The sequence below is a fragment of the Marinobacter sp. genome, from assembly GCF_040904845.1.
GTDB lineage: Bacteria > Pseudomonadota > Gammaproteobacteria > Pseudomonadales > Oleiphilaceae > Marinobacter.
Map to the genome: position 1 here is coordinate 87722 of NZ_JBBDSR010000053.1, position 21148 is coordinate 108869.

Sequence of the window (21148 nt, forward strand, 5' to 3'; positions counted from 1 at the left end):
CGATTGGGATTGGCGGGTGCCAGCTTTTAGCTGCGCCGGGTGTTCAGCCGATCCGTAATCTCTGCGAGCCGCTCAGTGACGATCTGACGCATAGGTGCGCCGGCCGGGAGTTTTTCCTGAGCTTGGCGGAGCTGTCGCTGGGCGGCTTCGAGGTCGCCCATCAGTGCCTCATATTCAGCCTTTGCACGGTGCACGCCGACGATGTTCCTCGCCATGCCTTCCGCTTCCGCCAAACGGTTCCACAGGTGTTCCTGGCGGGGTCGCTCCCGGGTAAGGCGTTTCAGATGTTCGGCGGCAGCCTCGCCGTTGCCGTCTGCCGTCTCGACTTGCGCCAGCCAGAAGGTGATGGAGTAGTTGCCTGGGTTCCGGTCCAGCGCCTCCCGCAGGCGGCTCCTGGCCTGGTCCAGTTTGCCTTGGTCTACCAGCGCTTCGGCCAGCGTCACGACGTAGGTGATGCGCCTCGGATTGTTTTCAAGAAGGGTGTTAAGAACCGCTACGGCGCTGTCGGGGTCGTCGTCACGCAGATGCGCAACGGCGAGGCCGTATCGGATGGCATCGGTTTTTTGCACATCCGGTCGGTCCAGGTAGTCCTTGAAGGTCTCAACGGCTTCTTTCGCGGAGCGCGAGTAATGCACCTGAAGCCGCGAACGGATCAGGTGGTATTCCTGAGTGTCCTGGATGTCGTCCCTGACCGGATACTGTTCTGCCCGGTTGCGGGAATCCGATACCCGGCTCTGGGTAAGTGGGTGAGTAGACAGGTATTCCGGCAGGCGGTTTCCCTGTAACCGGTTATTTTTCATCATGATCTCGAACATCGCCGGCATGCCCCTGGGGTCCATGCCGGCGTCAGCCAGTATGTCCATACCGACTCGGTCAGCTTCCTGCTCATGGGCACGGCTGTAGGCCAGCATGTTCTGGATCGACAGTGCCTGGGTGCCTACGATGGCGGCAATGCCAATGTCCGACTGGGTGACAGCTGAAAGCACAATGCCAGCGAGCATGCCTGCAATGGTCAGTGGGGCGCTGGTTTCCTGCTGTTGCATGCGCCGGGCGAAGTGTCGCTGACTCAGGTGCGCCAGTTCGTGTGCGAGTACAGAGGCGAATTGTTGCTCACTGCTGGCGTTAAGAACCAGGCCACCATTGATGCCGACAATACTGCCGGGCACCGCAAAGGCGTTGATGTCCGGGCTGTCGATGATGGCCAGCGTCAGGTCGCGATTTTTCAGGGGGGCCGACGGCACCAGCCGATAGATCACGTCGTGTAGGTAGTCGTAGACCAATGGATCAGTAACCTGAGGCGCGGATCGGCGGATGGAGGCCATGACCTCGCGGCCGATTTCCGCTTCCTGCTGCTCAGAGATCAACCCACCACCGGCACCACCGATGGATGGCAACGTGCTCTCCTGTGCCTGGCCCGAAGCCACAAGCAAAACCGAAAGCGCTGCAATCAACGCGGATATCAGCCACGCCCGGGCCGGTCTGGAGTCTGGAAAAAACGTGCGCATCAGTCTCGGTTATCCATTACTAAATCGCTTGATAGGACAGCATTTTGCCATTAAAAGTTCGTCTACCATTCATTAAATACGATTGAGGTGCAATCACCGGGCAGTGTCGTCATAATGCCGCCTCATAAATATCGGTTATCCAGGGTGCCTACGGTCATGGCCCAGCGAATTCTGGATGCATCCGGGCTGCGTTGCCCGATGCCTCTGCTAAAAACAAAACTCGAACTGAACGCCATGTCGCCAGGTGAAGAGCTCGAGGTTATCGCGACAGATTCCGGCTCCGCCCGAGACATCCCCGCTTATCTCCGGGTCTCCCGGCACGAGCTGGTGAGCTCAACGGAAGCCGATGGCCGCTTTCGGTTTGTGATAAAGTGCGGCGATTGATCCACGGAGATGTACATGGTCAGAATTTTACGCGGTCTCGCTCATAAATACTTTTCAGATGACGAAGCCGTCATTCTTTTTCTGCTCATTGTTGCCGGCACGGTATTCATCATTCTATTCGGTGCCATGCTGGCACCGGCCATCGCCTCCGTTATTATTGCGTTTATTCTGCAGGGCCTGGTCACCAAGCTGACGCGTATGGGCGTGCCGGAAATCGTGTCTATTCTGGGCGTGTTTGTTGTTTTCCTTGGCATTCTGGTTGGGTTCATCTTTGGCTTGCTGCCTCTGTTATGGACCCAGGTGTCGTCCCTGGCCGGCGAGGCCCCCAGGATTATCAGGGAACTGCAGTCCTATCTGGAGTTGTTGCCCCAGCAGTACCCCACGCTGATTTCGATGGAAGCTGTTAACACCATGTATCGGCAGATCAGCACGGAGGCCGGTCACCTGACTCAGTGGCTGGTGTCGTTTTCCCTGTCCAGTATTCCGGATCTCGTCGCTTTGCTGATTTACATGGTGCTGGTGCCAATTCTGGTGTTTTTCTTTCTCAAGGACCGCAGCCAACTGCTGGGTTCCATCTCTCGGTTGTTGCCGCCTCAGCGCCCGATGATGCTCAGGATCTGGCACGAAGTGAATCTGCAATGTGCGAATTATGTCCGCGGCAAGGCGGTGGAAATCCTGATCGTGGGCGGTATTACTTACGTCACCTTCAAGCTTTTGGGCATGCCTTATGCGGCCTTGTTGGCATTGCTGGTGGGGCTGAGCGTGGTTATTCCATACATCGGTGCGGCGGTGGTGACCATTCCGGTCGCGATGATTGCACTGTTTGCGTTTGGCGGGGGCTCCCATTTTATCTGGGTGATGGTGGCTTACGGCATCATTCAGGCGCTCGATGGAAATGTCCTGGTGCCGGTGCTGTTTTCTGAGGTGAATAACCTGCACCCGGTCGCGATCATCGTTGCGGTGCTGTTTTTTGGTGGCATATGGGGGTTGTGGGGTGTGTTTTTTGCCATTCCGTTGGCGACCATGCTGAAGGCCGTGTTCTCCGCCTGGCCGGTCAAAGATGGCCGGCCAGTAGAGGTTGCGGAAGAACTTTAAAGGGCTTTCGCGGCCTGAAGCAATTCTGGCATGACATCTCCTTTAATTCCCTTGTGTCAGTTCGCACCCAACATTACCATATCGGTTTTATTCGGACGGAGCTTTTATGATTACGGGTAGCCTTGTCGCACTGGTCACGCCCATGCATCCCAATGGTGACATCCACTGGGAGGATCTGGATAAGCTGGTGGATTTTCATATTGAAAACGGCACCGATGGCATTGTCGCCGTGGGCACCACTGGTGAATCCGCCACACTGGATCCCAAGGAGCACTGCCGTGTTGTCGGTCATATCATAAAACGGGTTGCCGGGCGCATTCCGGTCATTGCCGGCACGGGTGGTAACAGCACCCGCGAAGCGATTGAGCTGACCACCGAAGCCCATAAACTCGGTGCCGACGCCTGCCTGCTGGTTGTGCCTTATTACAACAAGCCCACCCAGGAAGGCCTGTACCAGCATTTTAAGGCCATTGCCGAAGCCGTCCCCGGCATGAGCCAGATGCTGTACAACGTTCCCGGTCGGACCGCGTGCGACATGCTGAACGAGACCGTTGAGCGGCTGGCCGATGTTCCCAACATTATCGGTATCAAGGATGCGACCGGTAACATCCCCCGCGGCGCGGAGCTGATTGAGGCCGTCAAAGGCCGCCTCGCGGTGTACTCAGGGGATGACGCGACCGCCGCTGACCTGATGCTGGCGGGTGCCAAAGGTAACGTCTCGGTGACAGCCAACGTTGCACCCAGGGACATGTCCCTGCTTTGCAAGGCCGCAATCAACGGCGACAGCGACGAGACCGCGCGTCTCAATGAAGTGTTGATGCCGCTGAACCGGAAACTGTTCCTGGAAGCGAACCCGATTCCGGTGAAATGGGCATTGCAGCACATGGGCATGATCGGGGAGGGGATCCGTCTGCCGTTGACCCCCCTGAGCGAGAAATTCCACAGTGAAGTTGAAGATGCCCTCAAGGCCTCAGGTGTACTCTGAGTTTTTCGTTCCACCAAAACCCTGGAGTAGCCTGATGGCGTTCCTGTTCAGGACAGAAAAAAACCGAATGATTGTCACCGTCGTCAAGGTCGCTGGCCTTGCCGCGGTTCTCTCGGCCACCGGCTGCAGCCTTGTAGAAGATCGCTCCGAGCGGTACGTCAATGCCCCTGAAGGCGAATCCCTGACCCTCCCCGAGACGGCCGATGAGTCCCGTTTCAGCCAGGTGATGCCGGTGCGAGAAGTGACCACCGCCGATTCCGGCCGCATGCATAGCTCCTCGATTCCCAAGCCGCCCGATATGACCTCTGAGATTCTTGACGAGAACTACGTTGTTGAGGAACTGGACAGCCAGATGTGGTTGCTGGTCAACGATGTGCCCGGGCGGGTCTGGCCGGCTGTCTCATCCTACCTGAATGATCGGGGTCTTGGGGTCGCTCATGACAGCCCTCAGCTTGGGCTGCAGCAAAGTGAACTGGTCAACTTCAGCAAACGGGCCAGAACGTTGCTTGAACTTCAGAGCGATCCGAACTCCGGAGAAGACCTTCTGGTCGTGCAGGCGCGCATCGCGCCGGGGGTGCGCCGCAAGACCACAGAAGTGCAGTTGCGGGTCCATGAAGTCGACAGCAATCCAGATGAGCTGCTGGTCTGGCAGACCGGTGCAGAGCCATCCAGGAGTGAACTTGATACCAGTAAACGCCTGCTCACCGACATGGGCGATTTCCTGCGAGGCCGTGAGGAGAACAAGTCCTACTCGAGAGCGGCACTGGGTATGGTATCCGAGCCGCTGGTCAGGTTGATTTCGGCGAACGAAAAACCGGTCGCGGTTGAGTTGGACCTGGATTACGGCCGAGGGTGGTCGGAAGTCAGCCGCGCTCTGGACGAGGCGGAAATCCCGGTGCTGGACCTGAATCGCAGCGAGGGCTGGTTCAATCTGGACTTCCGCGAAGCGTCCGAGCGCGAATCCGGCTGGTTCAGCTGGTTCAGTGAAGACGAAGAGCCACAGCATACCTTCGATCTGCGCGTGGAAGAGCAGGACGGCGTCCTGACGGTGACCGCGCACCGCACAGCGGATTACGACGGCGATGATCGCTCCCCTGAACTGCTTGCAGAGCTGTTCGAGTATCTTTATTAACGATTGGGTGCCGGCCATTGGCCTGGCACCACCGGAGACCTGACATGGAAAAGCGCGACGAATTGTACTCGGGCAAGGCCAAATCTGTTTACCGAACGGACGACCCGGAGCGGTTTGTGCTGGTGTTTCGCGATGATACCTCAGCGTTTGATGGCGAGAAAAAAGAGCAACTGAATCGCAAAGGTATGGTGAACAACCGTTTCAACGCCTTTGTGATGGAGAAGCTGGAAGCGGCAGGGGTGCCCACCCATTTTGAGGGGTTGCTGGCACCAACCGAGTCGTTGGTGAAAAAACTCGATATGATTCCGGTAGAGTGCGTGGTCCGCAACGTGTCCGCCGGTAGTCTGTGCCGTCGGCTGGGCGTGGAAGAAGGGCAGAATCTGACGCCCTCGACTTACGAACTGTTCCTCAAGAACGACGCCATGCACGATCCGATGGTAAACGAGTCACTGGCGGTCACCTTTGGTTGGGCAACTGAAGACGAACTCGCACAAATGAAAGCTCTCACCTATCAGGTGAATGATGTGCTGAAAGCTCTGTTTGACGAAGCGGGCATGCTACTGGTGGACTACAAGCTGGAATTCGGCCGCTCTGGGGGCCAGATCGTCCTCGGGGATGAGTTCAGTCCCGATGGCTGTCGTATATGGGATAAGGAAACCCGCAAGAAAATGGACAAGGACCGTTTTCGCCAGGGATTGGGTGATGTGATCGAAACCTACGAAGAGGTTGGTCGCCGTCTGGGTATTCAGTTCGACTGACCGACGAAAACTGCACAACAATCACACAACAACGAAAAGGGTGTCTTATGCGTAAACTGATTCTTGCCATGGGCGGCGCAGCCGCTCTGGCCGCGCCGATGGCCTACGCCGATGTGATCGGTCTGGGTGCCAATGTGAGTTACTGGGACTCCGATTTGTCCGGTGACGTAAAAAACAACGGCGATGTGGTCGACGTTGAAAACGACCTGGACCTGGACAGCGATTCCAACGTCAATCTCAGCGCCTATATTGAGCACCCGGTGCCGTTGCTGCCCAATGTACGCCTGAACTACACCAGAATTGACCAGAGCGGGCGTGGTGAAGTGTCTGCGGCTGGGTTTGACCAGCTGTCCGGTGAAGTAGACTCCCAGCTTGAATTGAAGCAACTCGACCTGACCCTGTATTACGAAGTGCTTGATAATTGGGTCAATCTCGACCTGGGTGTCACCGCCCGCGACCTGGATGGCAAACTTATCGTGCAGGAAACCGCCGGTGTAGCGATCAGCGAGACGGATGTGGACGCCGTCATCCCCATGGGTTACCTGGCAGCCCGTTTCGACCTGCCATTTTCAGGCGTGTCCGTCGGCGGCGAAGCCAACATGATCAGCTTCGACGGCGATTCTGTTTTCGATTACAACGCCTATGGCCAGTATGAGATCGCGTTGCTGCAGCTGCGTGCCGGCTATCGACAGATCTCAATTGATTACGAAGACAGTGACGAAGAGCTGGATATCGATATGGGCGGGCCCTTCGTAAGCGCGGGCGTCCGGTTCTGACAGGGAGAGCAAACTTGAAAATCCTGGTTACGGGAACCGCCGGTTTCATCGGCTCCCACCTCGCTCACCGCCTGCTTGATCGCGGTGACGAGGTGATCGGCGTAGACATCGTGAACGACTATTACGACGTCAACCTGAAAGAGGCTCGCCTGGCGAGGCTCACATGCAAACAGAGCTTCACCGAGGTGCGCAAGGATATTGCCGATCGGGAAGTGATGGAAGCGCTGTTCCGCGAGCACAAGCCCGAGCGCGTGGTGCATCTGGCAGCACAGGCGGGCGTGCGCTACTCAATCGAGAACCCCCACGCCTACGTGGACGCCAACCTGGTCGGCTTCATGAATATTCTTGAGGGCTGCCGACATAATGACGTCAAACACCTGGTGTACGCGTCCAGTAGCTCGGTCTATGGGGCCAACGAAGCCATGCCGTTCTCCGTGCATGACAACGTGGACCATCCCCTGAGTCTTTATGCGGCCTCCAAGAAAGCCAACGAGCTGATGGCGCATACCTACAGCCACCTCTACAACATGCCGACGACCGGGCTCCGTTTCTTTACGGTATACGGCCCCTGGGGTCGCCCGGATATGGCCCTGTTTATCTTCACCAAGAAGATACTGGCGGGCGAGCCGATTGACGTGTTCAACCACGGCCACCACAAACGGGATTTCACCTACGTGGATGACATCGTGGAGGGCGTGATCCGCACGTTGGACCATGTGGCTGAGCCCAACGAAGACTGGAGTGGTGCACAGCCGGACCCGGGCACCAGCAAGGGCCCGTACCGGATCTACAACATTGGTAGCAACAACCCGGTAGAGCTGTCCCGCTTTATCGAGATCATTGAGGAGCGTGTTGGCAAGAAGGCGGAAAAGAACCTGCTGCCACTGCAGCCAGGTGATGTACCGGCCACCTACGCCAATGTGGATGACCTGATCGACGACGTCGGCTATAAGCCATCCACCACGGTGGAGGAGGGCATCGCCAACTTTGTGGACTGGTATCGGGATTTCTACAAGGTGTGACAGTTTAAGGAGTAACGGTACCCAGCGTTCAGCAAAGGCCAGCACATGCTGGCCTTTTTGCTGTCAGGTGGCAGCTAGCACATCGTTGAGTGCGTCAGGCAGCCTGAGCAGGCGTTGCTTGCGAGTCAGCGGGCAGGAAAATTCCAGCTCCACCGCCACCAGTTGCAGGGGCCGTTCGCTCTCGGAACCGTACAGGCGGTCACCGATAATCGGATACCCCAGCCCCGCAAGGTGCCGCCGTATCTGGTGTTTACGGCCGGTTTCAATGGTCACCTCCACCACGGTGCTGTCGTCGGGGACCCCAGTCTTCAGGGTGGTGATGTGGCTGATAGCCTCTTTATCGTCCACGGGCGTGTTGACCGTCAGCGCCTGCGCCTCCAGTTGCCCGCTTACGCGAGCGTGATACACCTTGCGCAACGCCCGCCCCGCAAAACATTCCGATAAGGCAGCCGCCGCTTTGCTGTCATGGGCGATGAGCATAAGCCCCGCCGCGTCCGCGTCGAGCCTGTGCACCAGAAAGCATGGCTTGTTGAACCGCACCTCAGCCAACCGTAACAGGCTGCAGTGATCCCCCCACTGTGAACCCTGGGCGAGCAGCCCGTGGGGTTTGAACCACAGGCTGTAGGCCCCCAGGTCGACCAGAAGCTCTGCCGGCTCCGGTTGGCGAGCCAGCACGATGTCGTCGTAGAACAGCTGGAGTCGGGTACCGGCTTTGACCTCACGCTTGGCCTTGCGCAAACGGATCTGCTTGCCTTTGAGTGTCCAGCGGCACGCCCCTTTGGCCATGGCATCCTTAATGCGCTGTTTGGACAGACCGGTCGCATCGCTAAGGGCATCCACGGCGATTTGGGGCTTTTTCAGGGTAAGGTCTACGATGGTGCGCATAAGCGATTTTTGTTCCGGGTGGGGGAGTGACTGGGGTGAGGCAAGACTGGAATCATAGGCACAAAAAAAGCCAGTGCTTACGACATTCGTAAGTGACTGACTTTTTTGCAGAGTTGGTAGGACCAGGCAGATTCGAACTGCCGACCTCTGCCATGTCAAGGCAGCGCTCTAACCAACTGAGCTATGGTCCTGTCTCTGCAACGGGGAGGAAATATACTGATTCCGGCGGTGCGGGTCAACCACTTTTATGCGCTCTGCCTGCTCCGCAGCCATCCTTTGAGCGCCTTGCTGATGACCCCCCAGCGATTGACCAGCAAAGCCGCAAAAATCAACCCACAACCGGCAAGTTGCGTGGCGCTCATGGTTTCCGAAAACCAGCCAGCGGCGAACAGTGCAACCCAGACGGGTTCGAGTACCAGAATCACCACGCCGTGGCTATTGGCGGACAGGCTCTGGGCATAGGTTTGCAGCAGGAACCGTCCGGCGGTGCCGATCACCGCGCTGGCCACAATCCACCAGACCAGGATGCCGGAAAAACCCTCCATGACCGCCGTCCAGGACTCAAGCAAGAGCGACTCGACCAGGGTCAGCGTGCCCACCGTCAGCAGCGCGATTGCGGTGAGGGGCAGGGCTGGGACCCGGTGCTTCTCAACGCTTTCACCCTGGCGGTTAACCACGGTGCGCTGGTTGGCTGCCCGGGTGTTCAGTGTGAAATACAGGGCAAAAATGGTAGCGGCACAGACAAAGAACAGTTGGCCGAGTTCTGGCCTGAAACCGTTTTTCAAAGACAGCAGCGCCAGGCCAGCCACCGCGATGGGAATGGCAATCCAGGTACTGGCTGGTTGCGGCTCCTTGAATACCAGCCGCGCGATGACTGGCACGATGACCACGCCCAGGCTGGTCAGAAACGCCCCTTCGCCGACGTGAGTACCGTGGAACAGGCCCATGATCCAACAACTCATAGCCGTACCAAACACCAGCCCAACGCCAACGCTTCGTTTTAACTGATCCGCCGAGAGGCGTTTGAGGGAACGGCTGGCGACGATAGCCAGCAGGCTGCCGGCCAACAGAAAACGGGCGGCCATAAACAACAGCGGCGGCATCAACAGAACGGCTTCCTTGGAAAACATCCAGCTGATGGCCGCCAGGAGGGTCACAACGACAAGGAGCAGGTCGGATTTATGGGCGTCAGACATCAAGCTACCGCTCTACCTCAGATCAGGTGAAAAGAGCCAGGTAATGTATAGTTTGCGAACTAAAAAAGATAGGTGGGGAAAACCGTGAGCGGTCGCCGCAGGCAAAAAAATGGCCTGAAAACGTAACGGAATGTTTCAGGCCTGTGATGATTGTCATAAATGTTAGAAGAAGCCGGAATCCTTGATCGCTTCGAAACCGAAGCGGAGTTTCACCTCGTCACCCACCAACGCTGGGTCCAGGCCGTAGGTCATGCCCCATTCGCTGCGCCGGATTGTGGTTTCGGCACTCACGCCCAGCGTGTAGTCCTCGTGACCTATGGGGTACTTGTCGGATTTATTGAGCGTGACGTTTACCTCAACGGAGCGGGTTTTGCCGAGCAGGGTCAGGTCGCCGGTGAGAACGCCGGTATTGTCTCCGGTGGTTTTGAAGTCTGTGAGTTCGAAGGTCACATCCGGGTATTGTTTGCTGTCGAGGAAGTCAGGCTTCCTGAGGTGTTCGTCGCGCTTGTCGTGATTGGTGAACACGCTGTCGGCCCGAAACACCAGCTTGCCGGATCCGATATCGTTGGTTTCTTCATCAAATTCGAACTCGCCTTCGATGTCACGAAACATGCCAATCACCGGCGCGTATCCGATGTGCATCACCTCGAAGGCCATGGAAAAGTGCTCATCATCCACGATAAATGTTTCCGGCTCGGCCAGAGCCGGTGTTGTGATTGCGGCCAGCCATGCGGTGGTGACCGCTGCGTGTAACATTCTGGTTTTCATATCTGTTCCCTCCTCATATCCCTTCTTTTCTTTGATAAAGCCAATACACATCCGTGGCAAATGAATACACAAGCAGAATCAGGGCCGTGGCGAGTGTCCAGGTTGCGAAGTGGGGGCTGGTCACTGGAAGTATGGCGATCATCAGGGTGGCAACCTGCCAGACGCACACGGTTTTGCGTCGGAAACTGTCTGGCAGCGGCCGATTCAGGAACGGCAAAGCATGGCCTGCGATCAGAAAGCCATAGCGCATAAGCCCGAGCGAGAGCACCCAAAGGCCAGCCTTGTTCAGCGCGATCACCGTGACACACAGGCCAAGGATGAACAGCGCGTCGAGCTCCATGTCAAAACGTGCGCCGAATTCGGATTGAGAACCGGTTTTGCGGGCTATGGAACCGTCAACACCGTCCAGGATTAACGCCAACAGGCACAAAACCGCGTAAAGCCATAACCAGCCGCCGAGGCTTTCTGCGAAAGGTGCCAGGCTAATCAGCAGTATCACCAGGGCCGCGCGCAGCAGGGTTGCGCGGTTTGCCCAGCCAAACTCCCTGGCCCCCGGCCAATGGTAGATGAGCAACCCCGCCATGCCCCCGAACACGATGGTTGCGATAAGGTGCATGAGCAAGCCGGTCTGTAACAGGGCTCCCGCCGTAAATACCAGCACAAAGGTAAGCAGCCCGGCCCAGAAAAGGTCGGGTACGGGAGCGCTGGCCATCCGTTCAAAGCGGAGGGGACAGTCCATCTTATTACCTCGTCGTGGTGACAGTCTCGCAACTACTCTCTTAACTGTTCTCTAAACTATAGTTGCTGAAACGCTTATTAGTTCCCTACGGTGGCTGGATTCGAACAAACCTCCGGTGCCGCGTGCAAATCGTTAAACCCAGGGAGGCGCTATGCCCCAAACCGAAGCCTTCTGGATCACCGGTCCACAGCAAGGTGAAATCCGAGCGACCGACGTGACGAGCCGGGCCTATGCCGATGCCCCTGATCTGATCGAAGTTGAGACCTGCTACTCGGGGATCAGCCGCGGCACCGAATCCCTGATATTCAACGGACAGGTGCCTGCGGAAGAGTATCAGCGCATGCGTGCGCCGTTTCAGGAAGGCGAATTTCCGTGGCCGGTCAAATACGGTTACAGCAATGTCGGAAAGGTGGTCGCGGGTTGTGAGGCCCTGAAAGGCCAGATGGTATTTTCGCTGTTTCCGCATCAGCGCCGTTTTGCGCTCCCGGCCAGTGCTTTGACCCCAGTGCCCGGGAACCTGCCGCCGGAGCGCGCGGTACTGGCCGCCAATATGGAAACCGCGATCAACGGGCTGTGGGACGCCGCACCACGAGTTGGTGATCGAATCGCGGTGGTTGGCCTGGGTGTGGTTGGCTTGATGTTGGCCTGGCTCGCCAGCCGAATTCCGGGAACCCGGGTTACCGGCATTGACGTGAATCCTACCCGGGCATCGGTTGCACACGCTCTGGGTGTGCATTTTGACAGCGGTGAGCAGCGGGGCGACCACGATCTGGTTTTCCACGCCAGCGGGCACCCGGATGGCCTGAACACCGCGTTGGCACTGGCGGGCATGGAGGCGCGGGTTGTCGAAATGAGCTGGTTTGGTGCTCAGAGTGTTTCGGCCAATCTGGGTGGCGCGTTTCATTCAAAGCGCCTGAACCTGATCTCCAGCCAGGTTGGGCAAATCAACCCGGTTCAGCGACCCCGCTGGCACTACCCGGACCGATTGGCGTTGGCGCTTTCATTACTGGCACACGATGAACTGGATGTGTTGATCAGCGGGGAAAGCCCGTTTGCCGATCTTCCTGGCACCTTGGCGCGGCTAGCCGGTGCCACCGAAGAGCTGTGCCATCGCATTCGCTATGACTAACTCACGCTTGTTCAATCCGGATTCCAATCCCAATCACAATCACAACGCCAAGAGGTTCCCCGATTTATGTACAGCCTGACGGTCAGAGATCACATGATGATTGCCCACAGTTTCCGTGGTGAGATTTTCGGGCCGGCGCAGGCGCTGCACGGCGCTACTTACGTTGTTGATGTGACGTTTGAGCGCCCGCAACTGGATGACGATGATCTCATTGTCGACATCGGGCTGGCGTCCACCGTGCTGAAAGAGGTGCTGGCAGAGTTCAATATGAAAAACCTGGACGATCTGGACGCGTTGCAGGGCAGAAATACCACCACTGAATTCATGGCCCGCCAGGTGTTCGACAGGATGGCAGCTGCCATCAAATCCGGTCGACTGGGCACCACAGGCGAGGGGCTGACTGGCATGAAAGTGACACTTGGTGAGTCACACATTGCCTGGGCCAGTTACCATGGCAGCCTCTGATGGCCACGAGCAGCTGACGTTTGTGGTACCGGGCAACCCGGATCAGAATACCGGTGGCTATCGTTATGTGAATCGCCTGGTGGGCGCACTGAACGGTCTGGGCCACCCGGCCCACGTGGTGGGTGTCGGTGGCCAGTTCCCCTTTCCCGATGAGGAAGCCGTTATCGCCGTTGATGAGCTGTTGGCGAGCCTGCCGGACCATTCCAGAGTGGTGCTCGATGGCCTGGCCATGGGCGGGGTTCCGCAGGTCATCGAACGGCACGCCGGGCGGCTGGTTCTGGTGGCTCTGGTTCATCATCCCTTGGCGGACGAAACCGGGCTGGAAGCGGAGCGCAAAGCGTGGTTTTTCCGCAGTGAGAAACGGGCGCTGGCGGCCGTTGAGGGGGTTATCGCCACCAGTGAATACACTGCTGCACGGCTGGCGGATTTCGGCGTCAGTGCGGCTCGGGTCAACGTTGCCCGGCCGGGAGTAGACCGGCTGGCTAATCCCGTAACCCAGCCGAAAGTAACGGATACCGAGTTAATCGAACTGCTGTGTGTGGCCCATTTGTCACCCCGCAAGGCCCAGCTGCATCTGGTGGAAGCCCTCTCTGAGCTGACCAGACTGCCATGGCATTGCACCCTGGTGGGCTCGGACCAGCGCGACGCCGGGTACAGTGCCACGGTGAAGCGGGCGGTGGCGGCCCGCCAGCTTCAGGATCGCGTAACGATCGCCGGAGAACTCGACGAATCAGCGGTTAACGAAGCCTATCAGCGGGCCAGCTTGTTTGTGTTCCCGTCCCTCTACGAGGGTTATGGCATGGCCATTGACGAAGCGCTGGCCGCAGGGCTGCCCGTTGTTACCTCTGACGGTGGTGCGCTGGCCAGGGTTGCTGATATGCCCGGTGTGCAAATGTTTCCGGCCGGAGATATCCAGGCCCTGGCGGATCTGTTGGCGAAGCTAATGGCACAACCTCATCGTTTATCGCAACTGCGGCAGGACGCACGGATGGCACACGCACGGGTTCAGACCTGGGCCCGGACCGCCGAGGCTTTTCTGGCGGGGCTGGAGGCGCTGCAGATCGATAAAAGCGCAACCCTGTTTGACGCGCGATGGCTTGAGCTGCGGGAGCCCGCTGATCATCAGGCTCGAAATCGGGAACTGTCCAGAAAACTGACGACCTGGGTGGAGCGGGCTTACCGCTCAACGGTGCCCCATGGCGGCTCACGTTCGCCCATTGCCATTGTCGACTTGGGAAGCGGGGCGGGGTCCAACGCGTGCTTTCTGGCACCGGCCATCCCGGTCCCGCAGCACTGGACGTTACTGGATCAGGACGCGCGCCTGCTTGGGCGTGCGAAAGATCGGGTAGCAGCTCTGGATATTCCGCTGGATGCGGTGGTGGCAGAATTATCACCGCTGACCCTGGCGCATCACATTCCTGACAATGTGCAGGTCATCACCGCGTCAGCGCTCATCGACCTGGTGCCCGCCCCCTGGCTTGAAGCATTGGCAGACTGCGCCGCAACACGAAGGGCTGCAGTGTTTGTTGTGCTCAGTTACAGCGGTGATTTCAGCCTGAGCCCGGCCCATCCCGATGACGGATTGATGCTTCAGTTGGTGAACGAGCATCAGCATGGGCACAAAGGCAAGGCAGCGGCACTGGGGCCGGAAGCACCCGCTGTCCTGAAGCGGATGCTGGTCAGCCGCGGCTATCAGGTGACCATCGCAGAAAGTCCCTGGCAGCTTGACTCAACCCATGCGGAATTACAGCGCGCGCTGATCGAGGGATGGTGTGCGGCCGCCATTGAACAGGCTCCGGCGATGGCAGTGCGCATTCACCAATGGCAGGATCAGCGGCAACAACAGGCTGCTGACGGTGAACTGACGGTTCATGTCAGTCATCAGGACCTGCTGGCGCTACCGGCGGACGCTCAGCATGGCGGTGCGTAAGGGGAAGGGGCGTCGAATGCTAGCGGTTCGCTGGATCGCCACGTTGGTGTTGTTGCTTGGCGTCGCCTGGTGGCTTGATATGCCGAGGTTGCTCAGCGAGTTCGGACGGTTTCCGGCCTGGGTGCTTGTGCCGGCCGTTGCGCTGTCTGTTGTGCAGGTCTGTGTTTCGGCGTGGCGCTGGCGCTACACCGCCCGCTGTCTCGATCTCGGTTTGCCTTACGCCGTCGCTGTGCGGGAATACTACCTTGCCACGTTTCTGAATCAGGTATTGCCAGGTGGGGTGATGGGCGATGTGAATCGCGCCTGGCGTCACAGCCTGGACACCACCTCACGTCTGGCGTCGGTACATGCGGTGGTTATTGAGCGGCTGTCGGGCCAATTGGTGCTGGTAGCGCTGGCCACCGTGCTGTGTATGATCAATCAGCTTCCGGCATTGCCGGTTCTCGGCGTCGGCCTGGTGGCAGTGATGGCCGTGATGGTGGTGGTACTTGGTACCCAACGGTTTCGTTACGGCCGGCGGCTGGCCCGGGACCTTCGAGCTGGTCTGCTGCGCTGGCCGGTCGGGCTGATTCAGCTGCTGTCTTCGGCGCTCGTGGTCGGCAGCTACCTTGCAGTGTTTGTTGTACTGGCTTTTGGGGCGGGCTATTTAGAGGATGGTCAGTCAATGCTTGTGCTGCTGGCGCTGTGCAGCGGATTGCTCCTGAGCATGGTGATTCCGGTCACGGTTGCCGGCTGGGGCGTTCGGGAGAGCGCGGCGGCGTTTTTGTGGCCGCTGGCGGGGTTGCCGGCGGAGCAGGGCGTGGCGCTGAGTGTCGGTTACGGCCTGCTGGTGCTGCTGGCGAGTTTGCCCGGGGCGCTGTTTACCTTCAGTTCGGTGGCCGTTGCACGCTGAAATCCAGGTCAAACAGCATGTCCGACCCCAGGTTGACCAGCTGTGCGCGGGGGCGAAGGGCGTCGGATAAAAGATCAATCTCCGGCAGTGAGAACGCTGGTCGGCCGCTCCCGATGATCATCGGTGCGACCATTACATGCAGCCGATCCAGCAGGCCCGCGTTCAGGAACGTGGAAACCGTCAGCCCGCCGCCTTCCACAAACACCTTCCGTAACCCGAAGTCAGCCAGTACCTGCAGAATAATCGCAGGTGCAACCGGCGTGTCTGAATCCGGGTTGCCAAGGCAGGGCACGTCCACCGGACCGTTAGCGGCCAACGCCTGTTCAACAGGTTCTGATTGCGGGGCATTCTGTCGATAGGTGCCGGCCACCAGGCGAAGGGTCGGTGCGGCCCGGTCGGTAAAAAGGTGATGGCTGTCCGGTACCCGGCGGTGCCGGTCGATCACTACCCGCACCGGGTTACGGCCGGGTGCTTTGCGCACCGTCAGGCGCGGATTGTCTGTGGATGCCGTGCCAGCCCCGACGATGACTGCGTCAGATACCGCACGGAGACGGTGTAAGTGGATAAGGCCATCTTCACCGTTGATAAACTGTGAGGCACCGGTGACTGTGGCAATGCGACCATCGAGGCTCTGTCCAAGTTGACCGACCACCCGGCAGGATTCTGTGTCCGTCAGCGGGAGGCACAGAGGAAGGAACACGTTAAGGAGATTGCCAGCCTCTTCCGAGGCAGGTTGCAACAATCGCCACCCACTTCCATTGAGCTCCAAAGCCGGCCTGTCTTCCTCCGGCAATGAGAGTGTCACATTGGTGCGATTCACTGCGTCAAGCACCAGATGCCAGGCAGAGTGTGTATCCATAAGTCGGGCAGCCATAGCGATATTGTCCGTTGCCGATGGATTCAGTATAGGCAGATTGTGTATAAAGCTATATGTAGGTTACATTTCCAGATTGATTCACTTCTATGGCTCTGAAGTGGGAATTTCCGGCATCCCGTCAGGCCAACCCGTGCTGACCCGGCTGAGGCAATGCGCTATGCGGTACCTGCAAACCTTTCACCGTCGCCTGCGGCAGATGCGTGAAGCGGGGCATCTGTCCCGTGAAGACGTAGCACACATGTGCGGCGTGGATGACGCACGGGTGATCAGTTGGGAGGCGTCAGACGCCAGACAGCGCAGTTATCCGGGCGTCACCGAGCTGTTGGATCTGTGTATCCGCACAGACACACCGCTTGAACAACTTCTGGACCTGGAGGCCGGTGGTGATTCCGGGCAGCTACCACTGCCGGGCCTGGCGTTCAGCAACAATGATGACCTGGGCGCTGCGTTGACGGAGCTGGAAAAGGAACTGAGCCGCGTGCAGCTCACGGACGAAGAGGTGGAATTACTGCGCCGGTTCCGGAAAGCTTCTGATGAAAACCGGCGCATGATACTGCAGATTCTGGGCCGCTAGGCCCTGTTAGACAGAACCTTATTTGCCGTTCTTGTAGATATTTTCGTAGACGTAGTTCGTGGCTTTGACAAAACCGTCAATGCTGCCGCAATCAAACCGCTGACCCTTGAATTTGTAGGCCAGCACACAGCCATTTTTCGCCTGTTCAAGCAGTGCATCCGTTATTTGCACTTCACCGTTCTTGCCTGGAGGGGTGCGCTCAATGATATCGAAAATGTCCGGTGTCAGGATGTATCGCCCGATGATCGCCAGATTGCTCGGGGCATCTTCCGGTGCCGGTTTTTCAACCATATCGGTAATGCGGTAAAGCCCGTCTTTCATCGACTCACCGGCAATAACACCGTACTTGTGGGTTTCGTCGGCCGGCACTTCCTCGATCGCCACGATGGAACAGCGAAACTGGTTGTACAGTTTCACCATCTGCGTCAGCACACCTTCACCGTCACCGTCTTCCACACAGAAATCGTCGGCCAGGACCACGGCAAAGGGGTTGTCGCCAACCAGATTCCGGCCGGTAAGAATGGCGTGGCCCAGGCCTTTCATCTCGTTCTGGCGGGTGAAGGCAAAAGAGTTATTGTCGATCAGATCGCGGATGGATGTCAGAAGCCCTTCCTTGCCGGAGCCAGCGATCTGGTGCTCGAGTTCATAGCTGATGTCGAAATGATCCTCGATGGCACGCTTGCCCCGGCCCGTCACGAAACCGAATTCGTGGATGCCCGCGTCTGCCGCTTCTTCAACGCCATATTGGACCAGCGGCTTGTTAACAATCGGCAGAATTTCCTTGGGCATGGCCTTGGTTGCCGGAAGAAAGCGGGTTCCGTACCCCGCGACGGGGAAGAGGCACTTTTTGATCATTACGTTCGTCCTTAAGCTGCTTGGATTGCCTACCTGATACGGGGTCAGACACGAAGTGTGCCAAGTGTAACCAAGTTCAGCCATTAAGAGGAGGGTGGTGTATCAATATGTTGAATTTGGTAAAGCGGCCGTTTGCGTCCGGTTTTGGTCGAGCCGTTGATTTATGAAGAAAATACGTCCAAAAATATATGTAAGTTATTGAAAATACAATTGATTCAAATTGTAAAAATTTGCAAATTTGCATAGAATTTACACATTGGCTGCCTTAGATTGCCTCCTGACTACATTTTTTTAACTGGGTGGCCAGGTGTTGATCCGTTTTTTACTCATTGCACTGATCGGGTGCGTATTCAGCCAGAATCTCGCTGCGGAGCCGGGCGGTAGCGGTCTGTCTGAGAGCTGGCAGCAGGGGGCGCTTGACCCCGGTCGGTCCGATCGTGCCAAGAGGGAGCACTGGCTGCGTTCCAAACTCCGGTTTTCGGGGCGGTCTTCCCTGACAAGCGAAGGGCTGGATGGCCGTGTTGGCGTCACGGCGAACAATCTGGTGGGTGACAACCACGCCCTGGGGCTGAATTTCCACGATGCGAAATCCCGAAAAGCCGCGAATGGCACCAGAAACCTCGATATCGATTACCAGTTTCCGCTAGGGGCCACGGACCTCAGCCTGACCCGTGGGAATTACCAGCACACCTACCAGAAACACGTGGACGACCAACAGATTGACGCTCGAAGCGAGTCCCAGGTTATGGGCATTTCCGGCTCACGTTTCCTGATGTCCCGATACGGAATCCATGTCGATGGCGTTATGCGACATGCGGGGCGGGATACCCAAGCCTTCGAGCAGGGGCGTCTGGTGTCCGATCGGACGTATCAAAAATCCTCTATGGGGTTGGAAGGGCGTTGGGACGAACATCTCATCGGCGGGCTCTACGCCCGCAGCGAACTGTCTGCAATCGGCGGGCGTGAATATTCAGCGTGGAACTACCCACACGAGAACGACACGGCGACCGATGACCGCTTCTATAAGTTCGCGGTGACCGCCTCTCTGGAGCGAGAACTGTTCCGGTGGCAGTGGGATCTTAACGGACGGTATCAGTTTGCGCCGGAGGACCTGCCCCCCTCGGAGCACCTGATAGTGGCGGGATCCTCAATGCTAACGGGTTTCAACGGTCAATCCATTTATGCCAACGAAGGTGGCTGGCTGCGGATGAACACGGCCAGCCCCGCCTGGCCGATGCCCTTTGTAGGTGGTGTTTTATCCAGTGTTAACTTCGCGATGCTGCAGGGCTGGGTGCCGTATTCCGGTGGCCAGCCTGATCGCCACGGCACCGGCAGTGCCGGCGAAGTTTCCTTGAACCTCCAGGGTAGGGCTTTCACTGCCAATGTCAGCGTGGGACAAATGATCCGTGCCTCCAATCCAGCCCTGACAATGCCAGACCATCCAGATGTGCGGTTCTCTCTTACTGTGGATATCTGATTACGCACCCCTTCCACCTAAAATCAATGTCACTTGAGAAAGCTCGGCCCGCAGGTGCTACATTAATGTTTGAAGGAACATTATAGAGGTCGGAGAACCATGCGCTCAGGGACACGATTGCTTACCGGGCTTTTGCTGCCATGGCTGCTCAATGCGTTTCAGGCTGGTGCATTTGAGTTTGAAGAGGTGGTCGAAAAGGCCAGGGCGTTGGCCAATGCGGAATATGAGCCGCCACCCGACGTGCCGGGCTTTCTCAAAGACCTGAACTACGAGGCACATCAGGGTATTCGGTTTAACCCTGAAGCCAGTCTTTGGCGGGGAAGTGGTTCCCTTTTTCAGGTCATGCTGGTCCCCCCCGGAAACTACTATTCCCACACTGTGAAACTCAACGGGATTGACAACAACGGTGTGCACGCCATTGCTTTTGACAAGTCTGCGTACAGTTTTCCCAGCAGTGATTTTGCCAAGCGCGTGCCGGCCGATCTCGGCCACGCCGGCTTCAAGCTCACCTATCCGCTGCTCGACGCAAACGAACAGAACCAGTTTCTGGTGTTTGCTGGTGCCAGCTACTTTCGAGGCGTAGGCGCGGGCAACCGGTTCGGGCTCTCGGCGAGAGGGATTGCCCTTAATACGGGCCTGCCCTCCGGCGAGGAGTTTCCTTCATTTGTGGAGTTCTGGTTAGAGCGGCCTGGTGTCGGCGGGAACCGGATGCGCGTATACGGATTGCTGAGCGGTCCCAGTGTGGCCGGAGCCTACCGCTTCGATATTCAGCCCGGAGCGATTACCCGAATGGATGTCACGGCGGAGCTGTTCTTCCGCAATGGAATGAAACAACCGGGCTTTGCGCCCTTGACCTCGATGTTTTACTACGGCGAAAACACCGTTCGGCCAATCGGGGAGTGGCGGCCGCAGGTGCATGACTCCGACGGCTTGCTGATTCACGATCAGGGTACCGGTGAGTGGTTGTGGCGGCCATTGCTCAATCCTTCCCGCCTTAGTCTCAGTTACCTGCAGGTCAAACAGTTAGGTGGTTTCGGTCTGATTCAGAGAAACACAGAGTTTCATCAGTTCGAGGACGCAGAGGCGAGGTATGACTTGCGGCCAAGCGCATGGGTATCGATGCGCCAGCGCTGGTCAGATGGCGAAGTTGTGCTGGTCGAGATCCCCACCGATTCGGAAACCAATGACAACATCGTTGCATTCTGGAAACCCCGGGAGGAAACGAGCGGAGGCGAGCAACGTTCGCTTGCCTACGCGCTCAGTTTTGGCGGCCCTGACGTGGCCGACCAGGACATCGGGAGAGTCGTCCATACCTTCATAGGGGATGGCAATCGGCCCGGCGGTGGTAATGCGGAAAACGCCTACCGCATTATTGTTGATTTTGCCGGCGGCCCCCTGGCCAGTATCGAGCCGAACGCGCCGGTGGTCAGTCACGTCAGTAAAGGCGGGTATAGCGGAGGGGATAGTCAAGGGAAGGGTGACGATGCAGAAATTATCGAGCATTTCGTCGAGTTCGTCGAGGCGGACAATCACTGGCGCCTGTCCATGCTGGTGCGGCCCGGCAGTGGCGGAAATCCGGTTTTTCACGGTCAGTTACTGCTCGGCGACAAGCCGCTCACGGAGGTCTGGTCCTATCCGTTTTCGCAGGCGGCCAGGGCAGCGCTGAACGGTTCTTGACTGAATGGTCTTGAGGAGGTCATTGAT

The 21148-nt window shown here is 57.9% G+C and carries 21 protein-coding genes and 1 tRNA gene; 14 read left to right on the forward strand and 8 right to left on the reverse strand.

The annotated features are described in order from the left end of the window. Positions 1–26 precede the first annotated feature (26 nt). On the reverse strand, positions 27–1505 hold the full coding sequence (locus tag WD429_RS06635) for a M48 family metalloprotease (protein WP_368421389.1): 1479 nt from the start codon (positions 1503–1505) through the stop codon (positions 27–29). A 156-nt stretch (positions 1506–1661) separates the two neighbouring features. Here WD429_RS06635 and WD429_RS06640 point away from each other — a divergent pair, with 156 nt between their 5' ends. The 7 genes from WD429_RS06640 (at position 1662) to WD429_RS06670 (ending at position 7657) form a co-directional block, all read left to right on the forward strand. Further along, positions 1662–1889, forward strand: coding sequence for a sulfurtransferase TusA family protein (locus tag WD429_RS06640; protein WP_368421390.1), 228 nt, complete (start codon positions 1662–1664; stop codon positions 1887–1889). Positions 1890–1904: 15 nt separating this feature from the next. After that, entirely contained in the window at positions 1905–2984 is a 1080-nt protein-coding gene (locus WD429_RS06645; protein WP_368421391.1) for an AI-2E family transporter, read from the forward strand. Positions 2985–3090: 106 nt separating this feature from the next. Beyond that, positions 3091–3969, forward strand: a complete 879-nt coding sequence (gene dapA / locus WD429_RS06650; RefSeq protein ID WP_368421392.1) for a 4-hydroxy-tetrahydrodipicolinate synthase — start codon at positions 3091–3093, stop codon at positions 3967–3969. A 34-nt stretch (positions 3970–4003) separates the two neighbouring features. Continuing rightward, positions 4004–5101, forward strand: a complete 1098-nt coding sequence (bamC, locus tag WD429_RS06655; protein ID WP_368421393.1) for an outer membrane protein assembly factor BamC — start codon at positions 4004–4006, stop codon at positions 5099–5101. A 44-nt stretch (positions 5102–5145) separates the two neighbouring features. Next, a complete protein-coding gene (gene purC / locus WD429_RS06660) occupies positions 5146–5859 on the forward strand; it encodes a phosphoribosylaminoimidazolesuccinocarboxamide synthase (RefSeq protein ID WP_368421394.1) in 714 nt (237 codons plus the stop codon). 47 nt (positions 5860–5906) lie between these two features. Beyond that, the gene (locus WD429_RS06665; RefSeq protein ID WP_368421395.1) at positions 5907–6635 is read left to right on the forward strand and encodes a TIGR04219 family outer membrane beta-barrel protein; all 729 of its coding nucleotides are present in this window, start codon (positions 5907–5909) and stop codon (positions 6633–6635) included. Positions 6636–6649: 14 nt separating this feature from the next. Continuing rightward, positions 6650–7657 (forward strand): NAD-dependent epimerase, encoded by a 1008-nt coding sequence (locus WD429_RS06670; RefSeq protein ID WP_368421396.1) that lies wholly within the window; start codon positions 6650–6652, stop codon positions 7655–7657. A gap of 63 nt (positions 7658–7720) precedes the next feature. Here the strand turns inward: WD429_RS06670 and WD429_RS06675 are convergent, their stop codons facing one another. The 5 genes from WD429_RS06675 to WD429_RS06695 all read right to left on the reverse strand — a co-directional run bounded on the left by WD429_RS06675 (position 7721) and on the right by WD429_RS06695 (position 11245). After that, positions 7721–8542: an RluA family pseudouridine synthase gene (locus WD429_RS06675; RefSeq protein ID WP_368421397.1), complete on the reverse strand. Its 822-nt coding sequence runs from the start codon at positions 8540–8542 to the stop codon at positions 7721–7723. 114 nt (positions 8543–8656) lie between these two features. Beyond that, positions 8657–8733: transfer RNA gene (locus WD429_RS06680), tRNA-Val, on the reverse strand. Positions 8734–8787: 54 nt separating this feature from the next. Continuing rightward, the gene (locus tag WD429_RS06685; RefSeq protein WP_368421398.1) at positions 8788–9738 is read right to left on the reverse strand and encodes a DMT family transporter; all 951 of its coding nucleotides are present in this window, start codon (positions 9736–9738) and stop codon (positions 8788–8790) included. A gap of 162 nt (positions 9739–9900) precedes the next feature. After that, on the reverse strand, positions 9901–10506 hold the full coding sequence (locus WD429_RS06690) for a YceI family protein (protein ID WP_368421399.1): 606 nt from the start codon (positions 10504–10506) through the stop codon (positions 9901–9903). Positions 10507–10519: 13 nt separating this feature from the next. Then, positions 10520–11245: a CDP-alcohol phosphatidyltransferase family protein gene (locus WD429_RS06695; protein WP_368421400.1), complete on the reverse strand. Its 726-nt coding sequence runs from the start codon at positions 11243–11245 to the stop codon at positions 10520–10522. 151 nt (positions 11246–11396) lie between these two features. Between WD429_RS06695 and WD429_RS06700 the strand changes: the two genes are divergently transcribed. From WD429_RS06700 to WD429_RS06715, 4 genes are all read left to right on the forward strand, one after another. Then, a complete protein-coding gene (locus tag WD429_RS06700) occupies positions 11397–12374 on the forward strand; it encodes a zinc-binding alcohol dehydrogenase (protein WP_368421401.1) in 978 nt (325 codons plus the stop codon). Between the two features lie 66 nt (positions 12375–12440). Continuing rightward, positions 12441–12839 carry a 6-pyruvoyl tetrahydropterin synthase family protein gene (locus tag WD429_RS06705; RefSeq protein WP_368421402.1) on the forward strand — a complete coding sequence of 133 codons (399 nt, stop codon included), beginning with the start codon at positions 12441–12443 and terminating at the stop codon, positions 12837–12839. Beyond that, positions 12826–14769 (forward strand): glycosyltransferase, encoded by a 1944-nt coding sequence (locus tag WD429_RS06710; protein WP_368421403.1) that lies wholly within the window; start codon positions 12826–12828, stop codon positions 14767–14769. Before WD429_RS06705 ends, WD429_RS06710 begins: the two co-directional genes overlap by 14 nt. 16 nt (positions 14770–14785) lie before the next feature. After that, positions 14786–15661 (forward strand): lysylphosphatidylglycerol synthase transmembrane domain-containing protein, encoded by an 876-nt coding sequence (locus tag WD429_RS06715; RefSeq protein ID WP_368421404.1) that lies wholly within the window; start codon positions 14786–14788, stop codon positions 15659–15661. Here WD429_RS06715 and WD429_RS06720 read toward each other — a convergent pair. After that, entirely contained in the window at positions 15636–16535 is a 900-nt protein-coding gene (locus tag WD429_RS06720; protein ID WP_368421405.1) for a RibD family protein, read from the reverse strand. The genes WD429_RS06715 and WD429_RS06720 overlap by 26 nt on opposite strands. Positions 16536–16695: 160 nt before the next feature. On the opposite strand from WD429_RS06720, the gene WD429_RS06725 reads away from it, so the two are divergent. Beyond that, positions 16696–17112, forward strand: coding sequence for a helix-turn-helix transcriptional regulator (locus WD429_RS06725; RefSeq protein WP_368421406.1), 417 nt, complete (start codon positions 16696–16698; stop codon positions 17110–17112). Between the two features lie 18 nt (positions 17113–17130). Here WD429_RS06725 and galU read toward each other — a convergent pair whose 3' ends face one another. Further along, entirely contained in the window at positions 17131–17967 is an 837-nt protein-coding gene (galU, locus tag WD429_RS06730; protein WP_368421407.1) for a UTP--glucose-1-phosphate uridylyltransferase GalU, read from the reverse strand. A gap of 307 nt (positions 17968–18274) precedes the next feature. Between galU and WD429_RS06735 the strand changes: the two genes are divergently transcribed. Then, positions 18275–19444 carry a ShlB/FhaC/HecB family hemolysin secretion/activation protein gene (locus WD429_RS06735; RefSeq protein WP_368421408.1) on the forward strand — a complete coding sequence of 390 codons (1170 nt, stop codon included), beginning with the start codon at positions 18275–18277 and terminating at the stop codon, positions 19442–19444. A gap of 99 nt (positions 19445–19543) precedes the next feature. Further along, a complete protein-coding gene (locus WD429_RS06740) occupies positions 19544–21121 on the forward strand; it encodes a glucan biosynthesis protein G (protein WP_368421409.1) in 1578 nt (525 codons plus the stop codon). Positions 21122–21148 lie beyond the last annotated feature (27 nt).